The organism is Clostridium niameyense (genome assembly GCF_001243045.1).
Taxonomy (GTDB): Bacteria; Bacillota; Clostridia; order Clostridiales; family Clostridiaceae; genus Clostridium_F; species Clostridium_F niameyense.
Genome location: NZ_LN849007.1, coordinates 1,874,999 through 1,895,178 on the forward strand (window position 1 = coordinate 1,874,999; position 20,180 = coordinate 1,895,178).

At 26.4% G+C, this 20,180-nt stretch carries 19 protein-coding genes and 1 riboswitch; of the genes, 2 read left to right on the forward strand and 17 right to left on the reverse strand.

All coding sequences use genetic code 11. The annotated features are described in order from the left end of the window. Positions 1 to 58: 58 nt before the first annotated feature. From BN1711_RS09860 to BN1711_RS09900, 9 genes are all read right to left on the reverse strand, one after another. Positions 59 to 1,435, reverse strand: a complete 1,377-nt coding sequence (locus BN1711_RS09860) for a sensor histidine kinase (RefSeq protein WP_050607984.1) — start codon at positions 1,433 to 1,435, stop codon at positions 59 to 61. Further along, positions 1,436 to 2,122, reverse strand: a complete 687-nt coding sequence (locus BN1711_RS09865; RefSeq protein ID WP_050607985.1) for a response regulator transcription factor — start codon at positions 2,120 to 2,122, stop codon at positions 1,436 to 1,438. Between the two features lie 193 nt (positions 2,123 to 2,315). After that, positions 2,316 to 3,338, reverse strand: coding sequence for a C40 family peptidase (locus tag BN1711_RS09870; RefSeq protein ID WP_050607986.1), 1,023 nt, complete (start codon positions 3,336 to 3,338; stop codon positions 2,316 to 2,318). 101 nt (positions 3,339 to 3,439) lie between these two features. Beyond that, a complete protein-coding gene (locus tag BN1711_RS09875) occupies positions 3,440 to 4,195 on the reverse strand; it encodes an alpha-ribazole-5-phosphate synthase (protein ID WP_050607987.1) in 756 nt (251 codons plus the stop codon). A gap of 25 nt (positions 4,196 to 4,220) precedes the next feature. Next, on the reverse strand, positions 4,221 to 4,973 hold the full coding sequence (gene cobS, locus BN1711_RS09880; RefSeq protein WP_050607988.1) for an adenosylcobinamide-GDP ribazoletransferase: 753 nt from the start codon (positions 4,971 to 4,973) through the stop codon (positions 4,221 to 4,223). Between the two features lie 22 nt (positions 4,974 to 4,995). Continuing rightward, positions 4,996 to 5,622, reverse strand: coding sequence for an alpha-ribazole phosphatase (cobC, locus tag BN1711_RS09885; protein ID WP_050607989.1), 627 nt, complete (start codon positions 5,620 to 5,622; stop codon positions 4,996 to 4,998). Between the two features lie 88 nt (positions 5,623 to 5,710). Next, a complete protein-coding gene (locus tag BN1711_RS12920) occupies positions 5,711 to 7,087 on the reverse strand; it encodes a nucleoside recognition domain-containing protein (RefSeq protein WP_423243711.1) in 1,377 nt (458 codons plus the stop codon). A gap of 42 nt (positions 7,088 to 7,129) precedes the next feature. Then, the gene (locus BN1711_RS12925; RefSeq protein ID WP_050607990.1) at positions 7,130 to 7,897 is read right to left on the reverse strand and encodes a FeoB small GTPase domain-containing protein; all 768 of its coding nucleotides are present in this window, start codon (positions 7,895 to 7,897) and stop codon (positions 7,130 to 7,132) included. Positions 7,898 to 7,914: 17 nt separating this feature from the next. Beyond that, complete coding sequence (locus BN1711_RS09900; RefSeq protein ID WP_050607991.1) at positions 7,915 to 8,151, reverse strand: FeoA family protein; 237 nt, start codon at positions 8,149 to 8,151, stop codon at positions 7,915 to 7,917. A 220-nt stretch (positions 8,152 to 8,371) separates the two neighbouring features. On the opposite strand from BN1711_RS09900, the gene BN1711_RS09905 reads away from it, so the two are divergent. After that, positions 8,372 to 10,846: an ABC transporter substrate-binding protein gene (locus BN1711_RS09905; RefSeq protein WP_050607992.1), complete on the forward strand. Its 2,475-nt coding sequence runs from the start codon at positions 8,372 to 8,374 to the stop codon at positions 10,844 to 10,846. Positions 10,847 to 10,931: 85 nt separating this feature from the next. On the opposite strand, the gene BN1711_RS09910 is transcribed toward BN1711_RS09905, so the two are convergent. From BN1711_RS09910 to BN1711_RS09930, 5 genes are all read right to left on the reverse strand, one after another. Then, a complete protein-coding gene (locus BN1711_RS09910; RefSeq protein ID WP_050607993.1) occupies positions 10,932 to 11,417 on the reverse strand; it encodes a spore coat protein in 486 nt (161 codons plus the stop codon). A gap of 95 nt (positions 11,418 to 11,512) precedes the next feature. Then, the gene (gene brnQ / locus BN1711_RS09915) at positions 11,513 to 12,823 is read right to left on the reverse strand and encodes a branched-chain amino acid transport system II carrier protein (RefSeq protein WP_050607994.1); all 1,311 of its coding nucleotides are present in this window, start codon (positions 12,821 to 12,823) and stop codon (positions 11,513 to 11,515) included. Positions 12,824 to 13,229: 406 nt separating this feature from the next. Further along, positions 13,230 to 14,402, reverse strand: a complete 1,173-nt coding sequence (locus BN1711_RS09920; RefSeq protein ID WP_050607995.1) for an amidohydrolase — start codon at positions 14,400 to 14,402, stop codon at positions 13,230 to 13,232. A 458-nt stretch (positions 14,403 to 14,860) separates the two neighbouring features. After that, a complete protein-coding gene (dapB, locus tag BN1711_RS09925; protein WP_050607996.1) occupies positions 14,861 to 15,655 on the reverse strand; it encodes a 4-hydroxy-tetrahydrodipicolinate reductase in 795 nt (264 codons plus the stop codon). Between the two features lie 90 nt (positions 15,656 to 15,745). Further along, entirely contained in the window at positions 15,746 to 16,525 is a 780-nt protein-coding gene (locus BN1711_RS09930) for an ECF transporter S component (RefSeq protein WP_050607997.1), read from the reverse strand. 159 nt (positions 16,526 to 16,684) lie between these two features. Continuing rightward, a riboswitch (THF riboswitch) is annotated at positions 16,685 to 16,785 on the reverse strand. A gap of 185 nt (positions 16,786 to 16,970) precedes the next feature. On the opposite strand from BN1711_RS09930, the gene BN1711_RS09935 reads away from it, so the two are divergent. After that, complete coding sequence (locus tag BN1711_RS09935) at positions 16,971 to 17,159, forward strand: H-type small acid-soluble spore protein (RefSeq protein WP_050607998.1); 189 nt, start codon at positions 16,971 to 16,973, stop codon at positions 17,157 to 17,159. 35 nt (positions 17,160 to 17,194) lie between these two features. On the opposite strand, the gene BN1711_RS09940 is transcribed toward BN1711_RS09935, so the two are convergent. From BN1711_RS09940 to BN1711_RS09950, 3 genes are all read right to left on the reverse strand, one after another. Next, positions 17,195 to 17,836 carry a lactate utilization protein gene (locus tag BN1711_RS09940; RefSeq protein ID WP_050607999.1) on the reverse strand — a complete coding sequence of 214 codons (642 nt, stop codon included), beginning with the start codon at positions 17,834 to 17,836 and terminating at the stop codon, positions 17,195 to 17,197. 340 nt (positions 17,837 to 18,176) lie between these two features. Continuing rightward, positions 18,177 to 19,421 carry an ATP-binding protein gene (locus tag BN1711_RS09945; RefSeq protein ID WP_050608000.1) on the reverse strand — a complete coding sequence of 415 codons (1,245 nt, stop codon included), beginning with the start codon at positions 19,419 to 19,421 and terminating at the stop codon, positions 18,177 to 18,179. Positions 19,422 to 19,435: 14 nt separating this feature from the next. Then, positions 19,436 to 20,143: a response regulator transcription factor gene (locus tag BN1711_RS09950; protein WP_050608001.1), complete on the reverse strand. Its 708-nt coding sequence runs from the start codon at positions 20,141 to 20,143 to the stop codon at positions 19,436 to 19,438. Positions 20,144 to 20,180: the final 37 nt, after the last annotated feature.

Sequence of the window (20,180 nt, forward strand, 5' to 3'; positions counted from 1 at the left end):
AAATAACTAAATGCCATTAAATAACAATGTAATTTAAACCAGAGTGTTATTTTAAAATCTACTTATTATTTTTATCCAATTCATTAAAAAATATGGTAAAAGTTGTTCCTTTCCCTTCTTCACTTTCTACCTGTATTGTAGCTAAATGAAGCTGTATAATCTTTTTTATAATAGTAAGTCCAAGTCCCATGCCTTCAATTCTATTTCTGCTTTTATCCGCCCTATAAAATCTTTCAAATATAAAAGGTAAATCCTCTTTTTTTATTCCCATACCATTATCCTCTACTGATACTATTATTTTTTTATTTTTTTCATATAAACTTAATATTATTTTTCCACCTTTAGGCATAAATTTAAGAGAATTTGATAAAATATTTATAATTACCTGTTTTAACTTATCCTTATCTCCCAATATAAAATATTTTTTTTCCAGTCCTAAATTATAAATTAATTTTATATTTTTTTCTTCTGCATACCAGGCAAAATCATAATAAATATTTTTTAATAATTGATTTAAATCTATTTTAGTAAAGTTTAAAGAGAGTGATTCTTCCTCAAATTCTCTCAGCACATTTAAATTATTTAACAGTTTTCCAAATCTAATTACCTCTTCATTAAGAGATACTAATCTCTCATTGGTAACCTCAAAGTATCCATCAATCATAGCTTCTAAATTATTCTCTAATATATTTAATGGGGTTCTTATTTCATGGGATATATCAGATACAAGTCTTTTTCTTAACATATCCTGTTGCTTTAATTTTTCTGCTAATGAATTTACACCTATTTTTAATTTTTCTAATTCAATTATATTAGTTTTTATATTAGAACGCACATCAAAGTCTCCATTTGATAATGAAAAATACATATTAGATATATCTTTAATAGGTTTAGAAAATTCTTTTGATATGTAAAAACTTACTATTACTATTATCAGAATTGATATAATACCACTTATTATAATACTTCTATTTATATCTAACCTAAAATTTTCATTTTCCTTATATATACTACCAGAAGAATTATACCCTATCCTTACATATCCTATTATCTTGCCATTATTCTTTAAACTAAAATTTTTAAAGGAATATGTATCTTTTCTAGAATTTAAAATTTTCTTATTAAACTTAATATTATCTTTAGGAACTGTTGACCATATAATATTTTTATTTTTGTCCAATAAAGTAATATAGTAATCTTCTATTTTACTATCATATTTTATTTCTTTTACGGAATTTTTATCCCAATGCTTTTCTTTTTTATATATTTCTTCAAAATATTTTACTATTCTTTCATTTCTTCCATCTTCAATACCCATAAGATACTTATTAAATTTATTATTTACAGTTATATTTACAAAAATTAAAATTAAAAGCATTAATACAAAAAATGATGAAGTTAAAATAATTCCTAATTTTTTCTTTATACTAACCATTTAAAAATCTCCACAAAACTTATAACCAGCTCTTATAACTGTTACTATATACTTAGGATTTTTATTATCTTCTTCTATTTTTTTTCTAATATTCTTTATATGTACATCTATAGTTCTATCTATTCCTTGAAAATCAATACCAAAAGCTTTTATTATAATTTGTTCTCTAGTTAAAACCATATCTTTATTTTTAGCTAATATATATAAAATATCAAATTCATTTGGAGTTAAACAAATCTGTTTTCCTTTTACTTTAACTATTCTCTTCTCTGTATCAATTAATAAGTTGCCTTTATTAAAAGATAATATAGATATTTTATTTTGTTTATTAATTCTCCTGAAAAGAGCATTAACCCTAACAGTTAACTCTCTTGGACTAAAAGGCTTTACAAAATAATCATCAGCTCCTATAGATAAACCCTGAATCTTATCATTTAATGTTCCTTTAGCTGTCAAAATAAATATATATACTTCAGACATTTTTCTTATAGCTTTACATACTTCTTCACCATCTATGTCCGGTAACATTAAATCTAATAAAATCAATTGAAAATCTACTTTTTTAAAAATATCTATTCCACCCAAACCTGTATCGGCACAGTATACATTATATCCTTCTCTTTCTAAATAAACTTTTATGACTTCAGAAACTTTATTTTCATCTTCTATTATAAGAATATTATTCATTGAATCACCTCTAAAATACTTTTATTTCCTTATGAAAATTATAACCATATTTAACTTAAATAAGCTAGAGGTAATTTAAATATATTAGTATGAAAATTTATTAAACAAAAAAATAAAACAGATAAAAATATTCCTTAAAGTAAATAAATTGTTTTAGGAAATATTTTTATCCATTTTATTTTTATATTTTAAACTATTTAATTCTTTTAGCTCCACAGAAAGACCTATCCGATAATGATGATACTTTAACTACGTCTCCTGTATGTGGTGCATGTACATACTGTCCATTACCTATATATATACCTACATGTCCTCCACCTCTAAAGAAAACTAAATCTCCAGGTTGTAATTGTCCCTGTGATACTGGGTTACCTACTCCCATTTGAGATTCAGAAGTTCTTGGAAGTCCTACTCCATTTTGAGCATAAACATATTGAACAAATCCTGAACAATCAAAACCTGATGGACTTGTTCCACCCCAAACATAAGGTGTACCTAAATATCCTAATGCAGTAGACACAACTGATCCAGATCCACCACCTGATTTTCCAAATGAAACATTTCCTCCTCTAGAATAACTTGTAGATGTTTGTGCACTTCCTGAATTTGAAGCATATTCAGTTGTAGATTGTTGTTTTTGAAACTCTGCTACTAGAGTGTTTTGTTTCTCTTTATCTGCTTTTAATTTTGCAAGATTTTTTTCATTTTCTGATTTAGTAGCTACTAACTTCTCTTTTCTACTAACTAGCTCTGCTTTACTTTTAGCCATAAATTCTTCTTTTTCTTTTAAACCATTTATAACTTTTTTATCATTACTTACAATAATTTTTAAAAATTCTAATCTGTCTATAAAATCACTTATTCCCTTAGAATCTAAGATTACACTTAAATATTCTTCTGCACCTGATATGTACATAGATCTAATTCTTTTATTAAATATCTCTTTGTTTTTGCTTATATCTTTTTGTACTGTATCTATGTCTTTTTCTAATTTTTTCATTTTATTCTCTGTATCAGATATTTCTTTTTTATTATTATTTAACTTTGTTAATGTAGATTCTATTTGACTATCTAAAACCTCTATTTTATTTTCAACTTCTGAAATATTGCTTGCTGTTGAAGATTGTGCATTATTGGGCGCTGCAAATACTATATTGCTAGATAACATGAAAACGCTTAACAGTCCCGCCGTGGCATAACTTAAAATTTTCTTCAAAAGTACCCCTCCTTACAGCCTATACTTAATTTATTTCGTTAATAAACAATTTACATTATACTATGCGCATATGTAGATGATATGAAGATAATACTTTTTAATTAAGAGTAATTATTAGATCTCATATGCCCTATAACTGTTATGTTTTTTACATTTTTTCTTAAATTCTTTAATTCCTTCTCATCTAACGCTGCTATAATAACTGTAGATGGACCCGCAGATTTTTTAATAAACTTCTCATCCTTATTATCTAGTTGAAATAATAAATTATTGTTGTTAGCTAATAGTTGGGCTTCATATAAAATACCTTTAGACCCTACAGGAACTATTTCGTATATTAATTTATTCTCATAAAATTTCTTTATAGATTTATAATCTATAATTTCATTATCATTTTTTAAATCTATCTCAGACCCTACTTTAGGCAATCCTATAGAAACTACAACACAGGGTTTCTTTATATTATTTATTTTTATTTTAGAATTATCAGCTATTCCTATAACAGACATCCCCACCCCTGTAGAATAAGTAGGAAAATTTTCTTCCGTACTACCTGTAAGAACTATATCAGAAATATCCGCTTGCTTTAGTTCCTCTTTTATTCCATTTATAATTTCTAAACCTGTTGGATTCATTTCACAACATACTGCATTAGTTATTGTAACTACCTCAGCCCCTGTTGATATAACCTCCATAATCCCTACTCTTGCAGTAAATTTTCCTGTATAGAAAGCTGGTATTTTTAAAACATCATATTGTTTCATGCCTATACTACCACAACTATCACAAGCTATAACCATAGTTTTACTTTCATCTAATTTAATTAAAGTTAAATCTCTAATTTTTTTTATATTCACCATTTTCCTCACTTTCTTTTAACTATTATCTATATATTATAAGCATAGTTAATAAAAATATAAGTTCTATAATCTCATTACTAGCTCCTAAGGTATCCCCCGTTAATCCATTTATTTTTCTTAAACACAATAAATAAAATAAATATGTTCCTATTAAGATGGTAAGAATAATCCTCAAAGCATTTTTAATTCCCAAGAAATATGTACTTACCCCTAATGTAAATAAACTACTTATTAAAACTATAGTCTTACTCATATTACCTATAAATATATTTCCAGAGCCACTTTTTTTAGCTGTCTTGCTAGATAGACATAAAAACAAAATACTGTTTTTTCCTACAATAGGTAATAAAATCAAAGATATAGTTATACCCTTTTGTATTAATAAAGTTAATATTTCTATTTTAAGTATTATATCAAATATTAAAGCTATACTTCCATAAGAACCTATCCTACTATCCTTCATAATCTCCATAATTTTATTTTTTTCTCTTAAAGAAAAAAATCCATCAAAGGTATCTGCAAGTCCATCTAAATGCAATCCTCCTGTAATCATAGCCGTTATTAATAATATTATTATAGCAATTATTTTATATGGTAATAAATCTTTAAATAATATATATATAGCAAAATTTATCATACCTATAATTAACCCTACAATTGGTAAAAACATTGCTGCTGTTTTAAAGTTTTCTTTTGAACAATCCAGATTTTTATTTATGGGTATTCTAGTAAAAAACTGAATCATAAGCAAAAAATCATTTAATGTCCTTCTCATCTTCACCCTCCCTTTGTTTAATTTATAATAAACCTATAGGTACTATATAATCTATAAATAAGTTTTCATATTCATATTTAATTAAAGTTATATCTCCATTTCTTGATGAAAAATTCCAATAAAAATCCATGTCCTCTTTTAATAAATAAGCATATATCATTCTAATTACACCGCCATGAGTAACTATTAAATAATTACCTTCTGGTTGCTTTTTTATACTTTCTATAAAATCTTTGGCTTTTGAAAAAAAACTTATGGCACTTTCACCTGATGGCGGTGTGAAGTTCTTCCAATCCATTTCCCATAATCTTTGTTGCTCTGGATATAATTTTCCTATTTCATCATAAGTTTTACCCTCAAATTCACCAAAATTCAACTCATTTATTCTGCTATCTTCAATTAATAAATTATTAATTGAAAACCCTTGTGTTAAAGATGCTTTATTTTTTTTAAGTATTATGTTTGCAGTATCTTTAGCCCTTTTTCTATTACTTACATATACTTTATTAAATTTTATGTTTTCTAAAAATTTTCCAACCTTTTTTGATTGATCTACACCTCTTTTATTTAAAGATACATCCATTTTTCCATAGTAATTTTTATTTTTATTTTCTTCCGTTTCTCCATGTCTTACTAAGTAAATATTCATTATGTCCTCCAAGCTTTTAATTTATATATAATTATAATACATCATTTTTTATACTATTTGTAATACTTTTATATTTAGGGAATATTGTTTACATAATTAATTTTAATAGATTATATATTTGAGTGGTACAAAAACACACAAATATGGCAATAGCTGTTGGCATCAATACAGCAAATAATGTCCACTTTCTACTACCCGTTTCTTTTTTAATTGTCCAAATTGTAGTGCCACAGGGGAAATGTAACAATGAAAACAACATAGTATTTATAAGTGTTAGGTATGTCCACCCATTATTAATTAATATGTTCCTAAATTGTTCTAGTGTCTCAAAATCAAGCATAGTTCCTTTCGATAAATAAGACATCATTAATATAGGTAATACTATTTCATTAGCTGGAAATCCTAGTATAAAAGCCAACAAAATAAATCCATCTAATCCTATAGCCTTTGCAAAAGGATTTAAACCATTAGCTAAATGATTTAATATTGTAGTTTCCCCTAAAGTTACATTTGCAAGAATATAAGTTACAACACCAGCAGGTATAGCAACAATTATAGCCCTCATTAAAACAAAAATAGTTCTATCTATAATGGAAGTATAAAGTATTCGGCCTATTTGTGGTTTTCTGTAAGGAGGAAGTTCTAAAGTAAAGGATGAAGGTACTCCTTTTAAAATAGTCTTTGATAATACAAAAGACACTATTAAAGTTATTAAGATTCCTATTATAACCAACATTACTACCATTAAGGTAGCCATTATACTACTGCCTCCGCTTGGAAATTTAAGTCCAACAAAAATCATAGATAAAGCTATCAGTGTAGGGAACCTTCCATTACAAGGCACAAAATTATTAGTTAAAATTGCAATTAACCTCTCCCTTGGTGATTCTATTATTCTGCAAGCTATAACGCCTGCAGCATTACATCCAAATCCCATGCACATAGTAAGGGCCTGTTTTCCATGTGCACAAGCTTTTTTAAGAGCATGATCCATATTAAAAGCTACTCTAGGTAGATATCCTAAATCCTCCAACAGCGTAAATATAGGAAAGAATATAGCCATAGGTGGTAACATTACAGATATAACCCATGCTAAAGTTCTATACATACCTAATACTAATATACCATGTAGCCATTTTGGTGCATTTATATAATTAAAAAATTTAGTAAATTTTCTTTCTATTCCAAATAAAAAATTTGCAATAAGTTCTGATGGGACATTAGCTCCCTCTATAGTGATCCACAATGTTAATGCTAGTATCATAAGCATTATAGGTATTCCTGTAACTTTTGAAGTTATTATATCATCAATTTTTTGTTGAGAAAGTAATTTTTTTTCATCTTTTTTTAAACATAAATCTACTATTCTTTCTGCCTTTTCATATATATTTTTCACAACTTTATCCCTTACACCATCTTCTTGAACTTTTCTAAAGGATCTTATCTCATAAAATAATTTTTTTATATCTGCTTTTGAGTATTCATTTTTTTCCACAACCTCACCCCTCTATTCTATAATTTTAGTCAAATCAAACTTTAAATACTTACTTATAGAATTTAATATAGATTTATCGCCGTCTAAAAGTCTTAACGCCAACCATCTTGACGGAATTTTACTTTTAAAAATTTTTTCTAATAAGGGGGTTATTTTTTCTAACTCTTTGTTTATTTCATAATCATAATCTACCTGTACAGGATTAGTTTTTAATTCTCCAATACACATACTATACATGTTATCCTTTAACTCTTCTATTCCATCATTATTCCTAGCTATTGTAGGTACAATAGGTACTCCCAATTCTTTAAAAAGGGTATTTAGATTTATACGTATATTCTTTTTTTTAGCTTCATCCATTAAATTTAAACAAACTATAACCTTATCTGTTATTTCCGTGATCTGTAATAATAAATTTAAATTTCTTTCTAAAGAAGTTGCATCTACTACTACTACTACAATATCCGGCTTACCAAAACATATAAAATTTCTAGCTATCTCTTCTTCTATAGAACTTGATAATAAAGAGTATGTTCCTGGTAAATCTACTACTATAAAATTTTTATTTTTATGTTTAAAGTTTCCTTGAGCATTTGTTACAGTTTTTCCTGGCCAATTTCCTGTATGCTGGTGTAAACCTGTTAGAGAATTAAATACTGTACTCTTTCCTGTATTAGGATTTCCTGCCAAAGCTATTATAAAATCTTCTGAACTTTCCCTTTTTACATCAAATAAATCTTCTAAGGATTTCTTAGTTGAAGAACTATAAGTTAATCCCAACACATCACCTCCAATTTTTATAAAACTTCCACTAATATATCTCCTGCTTCTTCTTTTCTAAGCGCAATACATGTATCCCTTATAATGTAAGCTGTAGGATCTCCCCAAGGACTTTTCCTTAAAACATAGATTTTTGTATCATAAATTACCCCAAGATCCAACAACCTTTGTTTTAATAGTCCTTTAGCTTTTATATTTTTTACTATACATTGATCACCAACATGAGTTTGAGATAATTTCATCAACTCACTCATTTATTCATCTCCAAATAAATATTTTCTCATATTTTATGCTATGAATTTAAATTTAGTTTTGTTACCGCAAAATAGTTTTATTTGACCAAAATTACATTTTTAAACCATAAAATGTTTTATTATAAAAAATATTACAAATAAGTACTTTAATTAACTTTTTAAATAAGCTAAAATGATAATTATAATTGTTTATTTATTAAGTAAAATGGGGGGTTTTTTAATGTTTTTTAATAAAAATAAGTCTTATAAAAAAATAAATACTAGTTTAGATAACAAAAAGAAAGATACTCATATAGTTAATAAAAATAACATTTTATATTTATTAACAAATAATCAAGAAAAAATAGTAACAAAAATAAATAATAAAATATTAGAAACAAATTCTGTTACTGAAGAATTAATAGAAATGACACAAAATATTGGTAATTATATTGAAGCACAAATAAATTCTATAGCAAAAGTAACAAAAGAAATAAACAATTACTATTCTATGTCTGAGGAAGTTTTTTCTGGTACCGAAAACTCTAAAGAAATTTCTAAAAATACTGTAATCGTTGCTAAAGAAGGTAGCATAGCTGTAAAAAATACTATAGATGCAATGAGCGATATAAGAAAATCTATGAATTCCTCAAAAAATGTAGTTAATGAACTTAATCTTAAAGCTGAAAATATAAATAATATGCTAACTATCATTAAAGATATAGCAAATAATACAAACCTTTTATCTTTAAATGCATCTATAGAAGCTGCAAGAGCTGGTGAGTATGGTAAAGGATTTGCAGTAGTAGCTGGAGAAGTAAAAAAACTGGCTCAAAGAAGTGTAGAATCCATAGCCTATATTTCCGATAGTATAAAAGATATAAATGTTAGTATTGATAGAACTATAGATTCTATAGATGAAACTATGGAAAAGGTAAATGAAGGTACTGAGATAGCCAATAAAACTATGTCTGCCTTTAATACTATAATAAATTCTATAGAATCTAGTACTAAAGTATCTAAGGAAATCAATGATGCTATTACGGAGCAAGTTAAACATTTAGAAAATGTAATAAGCGCTACAGAAGATATGAGTTCTGATTCCGAAAAACTAATGTTTATAACAGAACTGGCTTCTTTAAATGCCCATTATAGTAAAACTTCACTAGAATCTTTATCAGAAGTATCCCAAAATCTAAAACTTATTAATAATAATTTATTAAATCATTTAGATATTACAAAAGGTGATAGTAGTATAACCTTAAACACTTACTTAAGTAAAAAACTCCAATATATTGATCCTGCCATGAGCTATGATTTTTATAGTAGTCTTATTTTAAGTAATATACATAGTAGCTTACTAACAATAGATTCCTATGGAGAAATTTCTCCTGGTATAGCTAAAAATTGGCATTTAGAGAAAGATAATTTAACATGGATTTTTAATTTAAAAAAGGGTATAACTTTTCACAACGGAAAAGAAATTATCGCACAGGATGTAAAATGTTCTTTAGAAAGGGTGTTAGACCCTAAATTAAATTCTCCGAATTCTTGGGTATTGGAATATATAAATGGATGTTCTGATTTTAAAAATGGATATTCAAATGAAGTAATTGGCATACAAGTATTGGATAAATATAGAATTTCAATAAAACTCTCCCACCCTTATAGTGGATTTTTATTAAATTTAGCATTATCATTTTGTTCTATATTAGATAAAGATGAAATAAAAAAAGGTAACGTGATAGGATGTGGACCTTATATATTAGACGATCATACTGATTCTTTTTGTATACTACGTGCTTTCAAAAATTTTTATAATGGAATACCTTATACAGATAAAATAAAAATAAATTTTAATTCTGAAAATTCAACTAAGGATTTTTTAGATAAAAATTTAGATTTTATTGCTTTAGAAAATGAAGAACAAATTAAAAATATAAAATCATCAGATTCCATATCTATAACTACACAAAGTATAATGTCCACCTGCTACGCAAGTTTTAATTTAAATTCTACTTCTTTCTTTTGCAAAAATAAAGAAGCAAGATATGCACTTAATTTAGCTATCAATAAAAAAAGAATTATAAATGAAGTTTTATATGGAATGGGCGAAGAAGCTAAGGGTCCTATTCCTCCTGGTATTATTGATAATTCTTATTTAACTGGTTTTTCTTACAACAAATCTTTAGCAAAAGATATACTTCTTAAAAATGGATTTAATAAAAATAGAGATAAATTAAAAATATTGGTAAGGGATGATGATAAAACTACATTTAAGAAAATAACTAGATGTATAGTTGAAGATTTAGAGGATTTAGGTATAGAATGTATATTAAAAAAAGTTCATTCCTCAGAATATTTACAACTAAATAATATCACACAATGTGATTTGGCTATAAGTAGATGGGTAGCTGATTCCGGTGATGCTGATAATTTCCTTCAACCATTATTTAATATAAGCAATATGTCAAACATAGCAAGATATAATAATCCTGTAGTAATAGAAAAATTAGACAAAGCTAAAAAGTTAGTTAACCCTGAAAAAAGAAAAAATGTTTATAAAGAAATTCAAGATATCATTATAGAGGATGTACCTTGGATATTCCTATATCATCCTAAATCTGCTATAGCAAGTCACAAAAATATATTAGGAATTCAAATAAATCCTGTAGGAATGTATAGATACGATAATATAATGAAAAATAGTTTATAATTTTTAAGGCTGTGTAAAAATCACTTTTTTCACAGCCTATTTCTATAGTAATATTATATAAAAATTTTACGTTATAATAATTTAATTATTTTACATTGTACATACCTTTACTATGCATATAATCAAATACTGCCTTGCCGTGGTTCTGTTCCTCTTTTTGTATATGATTTAAATCATCTCTTAATGTAGTATTAGTAAATTCAAAAATTGAAGTATCATATGTAGAGGATACATATTTCTCTGTCATTAATATATCTTCACAAAGTTCCTTATCTGATTTACTATTTAAACCTGCTGATGTATTATTACTAGGCATTTGAGCATTCATATTTTTATTTGAGTTTTGTTGTTTAGATTTTTCCATAGCTAAATTAGGCACTTGACCATTTAGCATTTGGTTTATAGTGTTTAGATGTTGTTTTTCATCCTCTAAACTTTGTAAAAATATTTGTTTTAATTGTGGATCTTGGGCTTGATTTGCATAATTAGTATACTTTTCTATACACAATTGTTCATGACTTTTTTGATCTTCTAAAAGCATTCTTTCTTTTTGACTCAAATTATTATTCATTAAAAACACCTCCACACTTATTTTGCTTTCTTCATAGATTTTTTATGCAATAAAAAAGCATTTTGCAAAAATGCAAAATGCTTGTAATGTTAATATTAAGAGTCTGCTTGTAATGCTTCTTTTTCTTTATTATTATAAACTATAGTAGATATTACTAAAGCTATAGCAGATGGCACTAACCATGAAAAACCCGCACTAGCTAGTGGCATAAATCCAACTATTGATTTTAATAAACCAATACTACCATTTGTTAAAAGATTTAATGTATCTAATATGCTAACTATTAAAGTCACATATACAGTTGCTCTAACAACTTTATTATTTTTAACTAAACTACCAGCTAATGTTAAAATAATTAATACTATAACTATTGGATATAAAACTTGTAATACTGGTACTGCAAATCCAACTATTTTTTCAACTCCGCCAACTCCAAGCATAGCACTTATGGCACTTATTATAATAGCAAACGCATTATAAGGTATTTTTCCTTTACTTAATCTACTAAAATAATCTGCTCCTGTAGATACAAGTCCTATAGCAGTAGTAAGACAGGCCAACCCAACAGCTGCTCCTAAAATTATAGTTCCCGCATTTCCTAATTCTCTTTTAACTATTTCAACAACTAAAGCTGATCTACCTATTTCTCCTGTAAATAATGTAGATGTTTGACTTCCTAAAATCATAAGTCCACCATATACAAACCCTAATCCAAGTACTGCTACTAACCCCGATTTAACAGTAACTTTGATTACTTCCGAATCCTTTTTGTACCCCTTAGATCTTACTGAAGAAATAATTATAGATGCAAATATTACAGATGCCATAGCATCCATTGTTTGATAACCTTCAAGCAAGGATTTTGAAAACGCACCTTCAAAATTAGTATTAACTACAGGTCCTATTGGAGATATTATACCTTTTATTATTATTATTGCTAACATAACCAATAAAGCTGGAGTTAAAACTTTACCTATACTATCAACTATTCCAGATGGCCTTAAAACAAAAGCCAATACTATAGCAAAATAAATTAAAACTGCTATAAAAGGACTAATTGATGGGAATATAGGATGAACTGCAAGCTCATAAGTTGTTGCTGCGGTTCTAGGTATTGCAAGCATTGGTCCTATGGCAAGTAACAATGCTGTAGTTGCTATAACTGAAAAACCTTTACCAACCCTTCCTGAAATATCCGAGAAAGTTCCATTAATTTTAGCACAAGCTATAATTCCACTCAATGGTAATCCTACACCAGTAATTAAAAATCCTATCATTGCAATTGGTGCTTTGGTTCCAACTGCTTTCCCCATATATGGAGGGAAGATTAGATTTCCAGCTCCAAAAAACATAGCAAAGAGTGCAAAACCAATAACTACAAAATCTTTGGTTGATGATTTTTTCATTTTTGTCCCCCTTATTTAAATTCACATTTAAAATTCATGCATAATTTTTATGGTTATTATATCATAAAAATTCAAATTTCAAAATTAAATAAATTCAGAAATTTTTATTTTGTCCCTTAATTACATACTCCTAACACTCATTTATTCATTTTACTATTGATTTTCTCTTATTTTCTTTGATTATATCTAGATATTGTTATATTTATATCAACTTTTCATCCACTTTAAGCATATTTATTTAAAATTCTGAATATTTAAAAATATGTATTATGAAAATGTTTTCTGTTAACATTATAACAATATAATATTCTCATATATTTTTAATTAAAATTAAACTGACAAAAATGCATTTTTTCTGTCAGTTTGTATAAAGGTTTATATAATTTTAGTAATTAATTATTAAAATCTAGCAATTATATTGATAAACTATTTCCCCATTAATAATAGTATATAAGTTTTTAGATGTTATTTTTAATGGACTATCATCATATATAACTATATCTGCAATTTTCCCCTTTTCTATAGTTCCTAAAAATTTTGAAATTCCTAAAATCTTAGCAGGATTTATAGTAATAGCTTTTAAAGCCTCCTCCTCATCCAGACCTTCTTTAACAAGAAGTCCTGCAGATAACGGTAAATATTCTATTGGAACTACTGGGTGGTCTGTTATTAATGCAAATTCAATCTCTTTTTCTTTTAATAATATTGAAGATTTTAAACTTCTATTTTTAGTTTCAACTTTTCCATTAAAACTAATATTAGGCCCTAAAATTACTGGAAAAGATGATTTCTTAATATAATCTGAAACTAAATGTGCTTCTGTGCAATGATCTAATGTAATATCTACATCAAATTCTTTTGCTATTCTAATAGCTGTTAATATATCATCTGATCTATGCACATGGGCTTTTAATGGTATTTCTTTTTTTAATACGGGCATTAAGGCCTCCATTTTTATATTTTTTTCAAAAAATAAATTTTCCCTCAAGGCTCTCTCTTTTTTTGCTTTGTAGTTTTTAGCCTTAAACAAAGTTTCTCTTATTAGAGCCGCTATACCCATTCTAGTTATAGGTATATTTGACTTTTTTCCAAAAGTAATTTTAGGATTCTCCCCAAAAGCTATTTTTATTGCTGCAGGTTGTTTTACAATCATATCATCTACACAAATACCATTTGTCTTCATTATAGCAAATTGCCCACCTATAGGATTGGAACTACCTGGCCCTGTCATAACCGTAGTTATACCAGCTTTTATCGCTTTATAAAAAGAAGTATCTTTAGGATTTATACCATCTATAGCTCTCATATGTGGTGTTACTGGGCTTGAATTTTCATTTAAATCCATTCCCTCAAATTTAATTCCTTCTTCTACCATTCCTAAATGGCAATGAGCATCAATCATTCCAGGCATAACAAAAGCTCCCTTAGCATCTATAACTTCTAAATTTTCTATATATATTTTAGATAAATCAATATTTTCGCCAACTTCTTCTATTGTATTATTGTTAATTAGTATACAACTTTTCTTGCAAACTTTACCATTCATTCCATGAATATTAGCGTTTTTTATAAGAATCAAGCAAATCACCTCTAATATTAATTCTAATAAATGTATATTTATTCAGATATTCATTAATAATCGTTATAATTATACAAATATATTTAACAAAGTTTTAACCGTTTTCATTGTTGAATTCAAAGGTTTTTTAAGAATTCTACCATTGTATAAAATATTTTTTTTATTAATATGAATTTTTCCATTCATAAATCAAAGATGAACTTCATTTTATGTACTTGTACTTTACTTTTTCTAATTAATGAAGTTCACCTTTTTATTTTATTTCAGATATTTAATATTATCTTTATAAGTTATCCAATCACTCAAGCTTCCTACATATAATTTAGGTTTTATATTTAACTTATCTAATAATGCAAAATTAAAGGTCCGTCGATTTCTAAAACACAATAAACTATTATATGTTTACTTATAGTAATATGAAGAAGATAATTTATTTTTTTAGATTAATAAATTATCTTTTACAAATTTAACACTTCCTTCATAGTATATAAACCAGCTTTTTTATCTTCTAAATATAAAGAAGCCTTACAAGCACCATTAGCGAAACATCTCCAATTATGGGCATGATGAGTTATTTCTAATCTCTCACCCATAAGACCAAACATAACTGTATGACTACTTGATATATCTCCAGCTCTTAAAGAGTGATAGGTTATCTTTCCGTCCTCTCTCTCCCCTGAACCATATCTTCCAAATTCAGCTAATTTATTCAATTCCTTATTAAAAGCCTTAGCTAAAACCTGGCCAATTTCTAAAGATGTGCCACTTGGCGCATCCTTTTTGTATCTATCATGCATCTCTATAATTTCAATATCAGATATATTTCCTATAGTTTCAGCTGCCATCTCAACTAACTTATACATAAGATTTACTACCATAGAAGTATTTCCTGCCAAAACTACAGGTATTTCTTTGGAAATTTCTTTGATTCTACTTATCTCCTGTGGTGAAAAACCTGTAGTACCACAAACAACAGCTTTTTTAGCTTTTAATGCTTTTTCAAACACTTCCATAGATGTCTTGGTATCGGTAAAATCAATGATACAATCATAATCCCTAATTGATTGTAAATTGTCCAAAACCTTGCAACCTACATTTTTACCTAAATTTGAAACTACTCCTACATCTTCACCTATATAATCTCTGCCTTTAGGTCCTATTGCACCTACCAATTTTAACTTTTCATTATCAACGCAAGCCTTAACTACAAGCTTTCCCATTTTTCCTCTTGGTCCTATAACAACTACTTTCATAGAATCATCCTCTTTATTTTATAAAATTTTATTCATATATTTATCTATTCTATCAATTCATAAAATATCCTCCACAATAAACTGATTATTCTATTTAGTTATTACAAAATTCATAGACTTGTAAGCAGATAACAATAAAGAAATTAAATAAGACTCAAATACTATCATAAATATACTCTCTACTACTCTAGGTACCCATAAAAACATAAAATTTTTTCCTTGAAGTGCTGGTATAAACATCAAAAGAATAAATGTATTTATTGTTGTGGTTATTATTCTTGGTATACCTATAGTTATTATGATTTTCATATAGTTTTCATATATGTTTTTTAAAATATTATTGTTTTTTAACTTTATATTTAACACAAATACTATAAAGGCCAAAACAACTATTACTTCTATAGATATTAATGAAAATAAATATTTCTTCTCAAATGCACTTTTAATTTTAATTAAAGAACTCTTACTTGAAAATATTATAATCATATGAATAATTACTGTTACTACCCCTAAAATTGCAAAAAATATAGGATATGATTTTTCTATTTTCCTTACATCCATATCTTTAACCTTATTCCATATTAGACCTGTTAATATTCCACTTATTATACTAGTTATAGTTAAAAAAGGTATATATGCTCCCTTAGGATAAATTAAATGAGCTAATATATCAACTGTACCAGATACCATTCCACCTATAGTGGCCCCAAAAAGTATAGCTGGTAGTTTTATAAACACACCTGCAAAGCCTATTCTCATAGCTCCAGCACCACCTATAGGAACCATTATAGAAAATGATCTTAATAATACAGCAATAGCTATTAAAATTCCGCATGTAACTAAAGCCCTGACTTCCATCTTTCTCTTCATTTATTCTCCTCCTAACACAAATTTATAAAATGAATAATAAATTTTAGTTAATTAAACAAAAAAATAAAACACCTCCTTTTTCTCCACCAGGTTACACTAAAGAGAAAGAAGTGTTTTATTCTTCTTTTACCTAATTATTTTAAATTGGCTCTCTAATGTAACAGCGGAATGCGGCAATATATCGCAAACTTAATTTAAGCTTTTCTTTTAGAGACAACTTCCCGTCCTCTAAACCTTAACGCATATTTGCCTACTCTGTTACTAAATAATTATATAATTAAATATTACTATTATTTTAATAAAAATTCTATGAATATTTTATTTTTCTTTTTATTAAATAATACCAACTATTATTTACACATAATTTAAAAATTTACGCTAAAAATAAATATATACTTTATTAAATTACAATTTAAATCTATAAACTATAAAGGGAGTGTTTCTAATGGATCTTAATAGAGCCATTGATTTAATTAACTCTAGAAATGTTGATGTGTATTGCAAAAAAGAACCTGTTGTTATAAAAGCTGTAGATAAAAATTCTAAAATGGCTAAAGTGAAAAACTTATCTACTAATAAAACAGTTTTAGCACCAATTGATGACTTAAAAGATAATGGAGTCTTAAACAGTTAAAGAGGGATATTTTATCCCTCCCTACTTTTATATTATTAATATCCCAAATCTTCATTTAAAAATATTACATGTATTCTATCTTTATTAACTTGTCTTTTTATCAATGTGTATTCATTACATATTCTATCTTTACTTTTACAATCCATACAATAACCAACCTTACTACAAGGAGTTTCCCTATTTAATCTCTTGGCATTTGCAGGAGCTGATTCTGTTCTATTTCTCCTTATAGCTTCCTTTATATCTTTAACTATTTTATTTATTCCAACTATTATAATAACTTTATCTGGACCATATAGCATAGCAGCTACCCTATTACCATTACCATCCACATTATATATTTCTCCATCTTCAGTTATTGCATTAGAACTTACAAAATAAGCATCCGAAAAAAAACTTTCTCTATATATGTTCTTTATATCTTCTTTAGTTAATCCATCTTTATATCTATCTAAAAAATTATATCTTCCCGATTTTAAATGATCTATAACTCCTGTTTCAAACAAAGTCATAGAACCCCCACAAGAAACCTTAGCTCCCTTTTCTACTATAGATTCTATTTGAGCTATAAGTTCATCTTTATCATTAACTAAATAAGCATTCATATTATTTTCTTTAAGACTTTGCATTGTTTTTATAACTTTCTGTTCTCTTACCCACTTAACATTTTTATCCATAAACTATCACCCTCCTTTTTATATTTTATCATTAAATTATTTCTATTAAAAACATATAAAAAGGTATTCAACAATTATTATTGAATACCCTTTAAATGATATATATTAATGAAATCTTTTTAGGCTTTTTATTAAATACTGAAATACTTATGATAAATTTAAACTTTCCAATTATAAAATAAATACCCCATATATATTATATAGCAATATACGTGCCACATTAAAAAACTTTTGGATTTTAGAATTTTCACTTAAAAAATATCATAATGATATAGTTGTAGTATCATTATGATATTACTCTCATTTTTGCACATACTATATAATATAAAAACATAGCATTTTATATTATAGTTTTAAGAAATATTATAGCAAATTCTGTTCCTCTTCCCTCTTCACTTTCAACTGATATACTTCCATTTTGTGATTCTATAATGGACTTACTTAAAGATAATCCTATACCTATACTGCAAGGATTAATAGAATTTTCTCCTTTATAAAATCTTTTAAATATTTTTTTTTGTATTTTTTTAGGAATCCCATCACCATTATCTTTTATAAATATAGATATTGATATAGGAGTTTCCTCACAACTTATAACTATCTTTCCATTATCCTTTGTATGTTCTATAGAATTTTTTATAATATTGGAAAGTGCCTCTCCCGTCCAATCCATATCATGCTTAAAATATACACTTTTATCTATATCAACTATTATATCTTGACTCTTTTCTTTAGCTTTTTGTATAAGTCCTGCTAATGATTTATTTACAGTTATGTAAAGGGGATTTTTAATCATATTAAACTCTATAACTCCAGCTTCTAATCTTCCTATTTTTAAAAGATTTATAATAAGCCATTCCATTCTTTTAAGTTGCTGATCACTTAAATCTAAGAAATTATCTCTATCTTCTTTAGGCATATTCTCATTTTTCATAAGTTCATTGAACATTATAAGTGATGATAGAGGTGTTTTTAGTTGATGTGATATATCTGATATAATATTTTTAAGAAACAATTTTTCTCTTTTTAAATTTTGTAGAGACTCATAAAACCTATTTGCCATTAATTTAAACTGCAGAGATAATATGTAAAAATCCCCCTCTTTATTTTCATCCTTAAATTTTTCAAAATTTCCTTCTACAATTTCTTCTGATGCTTTAGTAAAAAACTTTGCCTTTTTATAAAATCCTATAAATTTGTTAATGACTAATATATATATAGTTAATGAAAAAAATATTAATATTAATAATACTTTCAGCAAAAAATATTTATAACAATTAACCATCAATGGATTCTTATATATTTTTAATTGTTTATCATAAGAATATTGATTAAGTATCTTTTTACCTAAATCATAATTTGATTTATCTTTCAGCACTATAGAATCTAATACTTCTTTCTCCATTTCAGGATGAGTAGATAATATATTTCCTACTATTAAAGTATTTTGTTCTATATAATTTTCATTAACTTGATCTATTTGAACTTTAAGTACAACACAACTTAGAATCATAAAAATTATAAATACAAAACTAAATTCTAAAGTCATTCTTTTAATTTCTGGATTTTTAAAATATCCCCTCATCATTATTACCTCTTTTATTCACCCCATTTATAACCAATTCCTCTAACAGTTTTTATATATGTGGGGTTTTTAGAATTTTCCTCTATCTTTTCTCTTAATCTTTTTATATACACATTTAAAGTATTAGAATCTACAAAATTTCCATCTACATCCCAAAGCTTTTCTAATATAATATCTCTAGATAGAACATTGCCCTTATTTTGTATCAATATTAAAAGTAATCTATATTCTGCTGCCGTTAGCATAATTTCTTCATTATTTTTTGATACTTTAGCTTTTAAGGGTTCTATTACTAAATCATCGCATATAATTTTATTATTTTTTTCTTTGGATAAATTTTCTTCTGATTTAATTTCTATTTCAGATTTTCTCCTTAAGACTGCATTTATTCTTGATATAAGTTCTCTTATTCTAATAGGTTTAGTTATATAATCATCTCCGCCCATATCTAAACCTAAAACTACATTAGCTTCTTCATCGCAAGCCGTTATAAATATTATAGAAATATCTCTTTTTTCTTTAACTTCTTTACAAAAATCATATCCACTTCCATCTGGTAACATTAAATCTAAAAGAATTAAATGAAATCTTTCCTTTTCAATTAGTTCTCTAGCTTCTTTTAAACTTTTAGCTTTCATTACTTTGTAATTTTCTTGATTTAAGGTATATTCCATGCCAATGGCTAAAGCCATATCATCCTCAACTAATAAAATATTACTCAATTTATCCTCCTTAACATACAACACTTCATATTTTAAT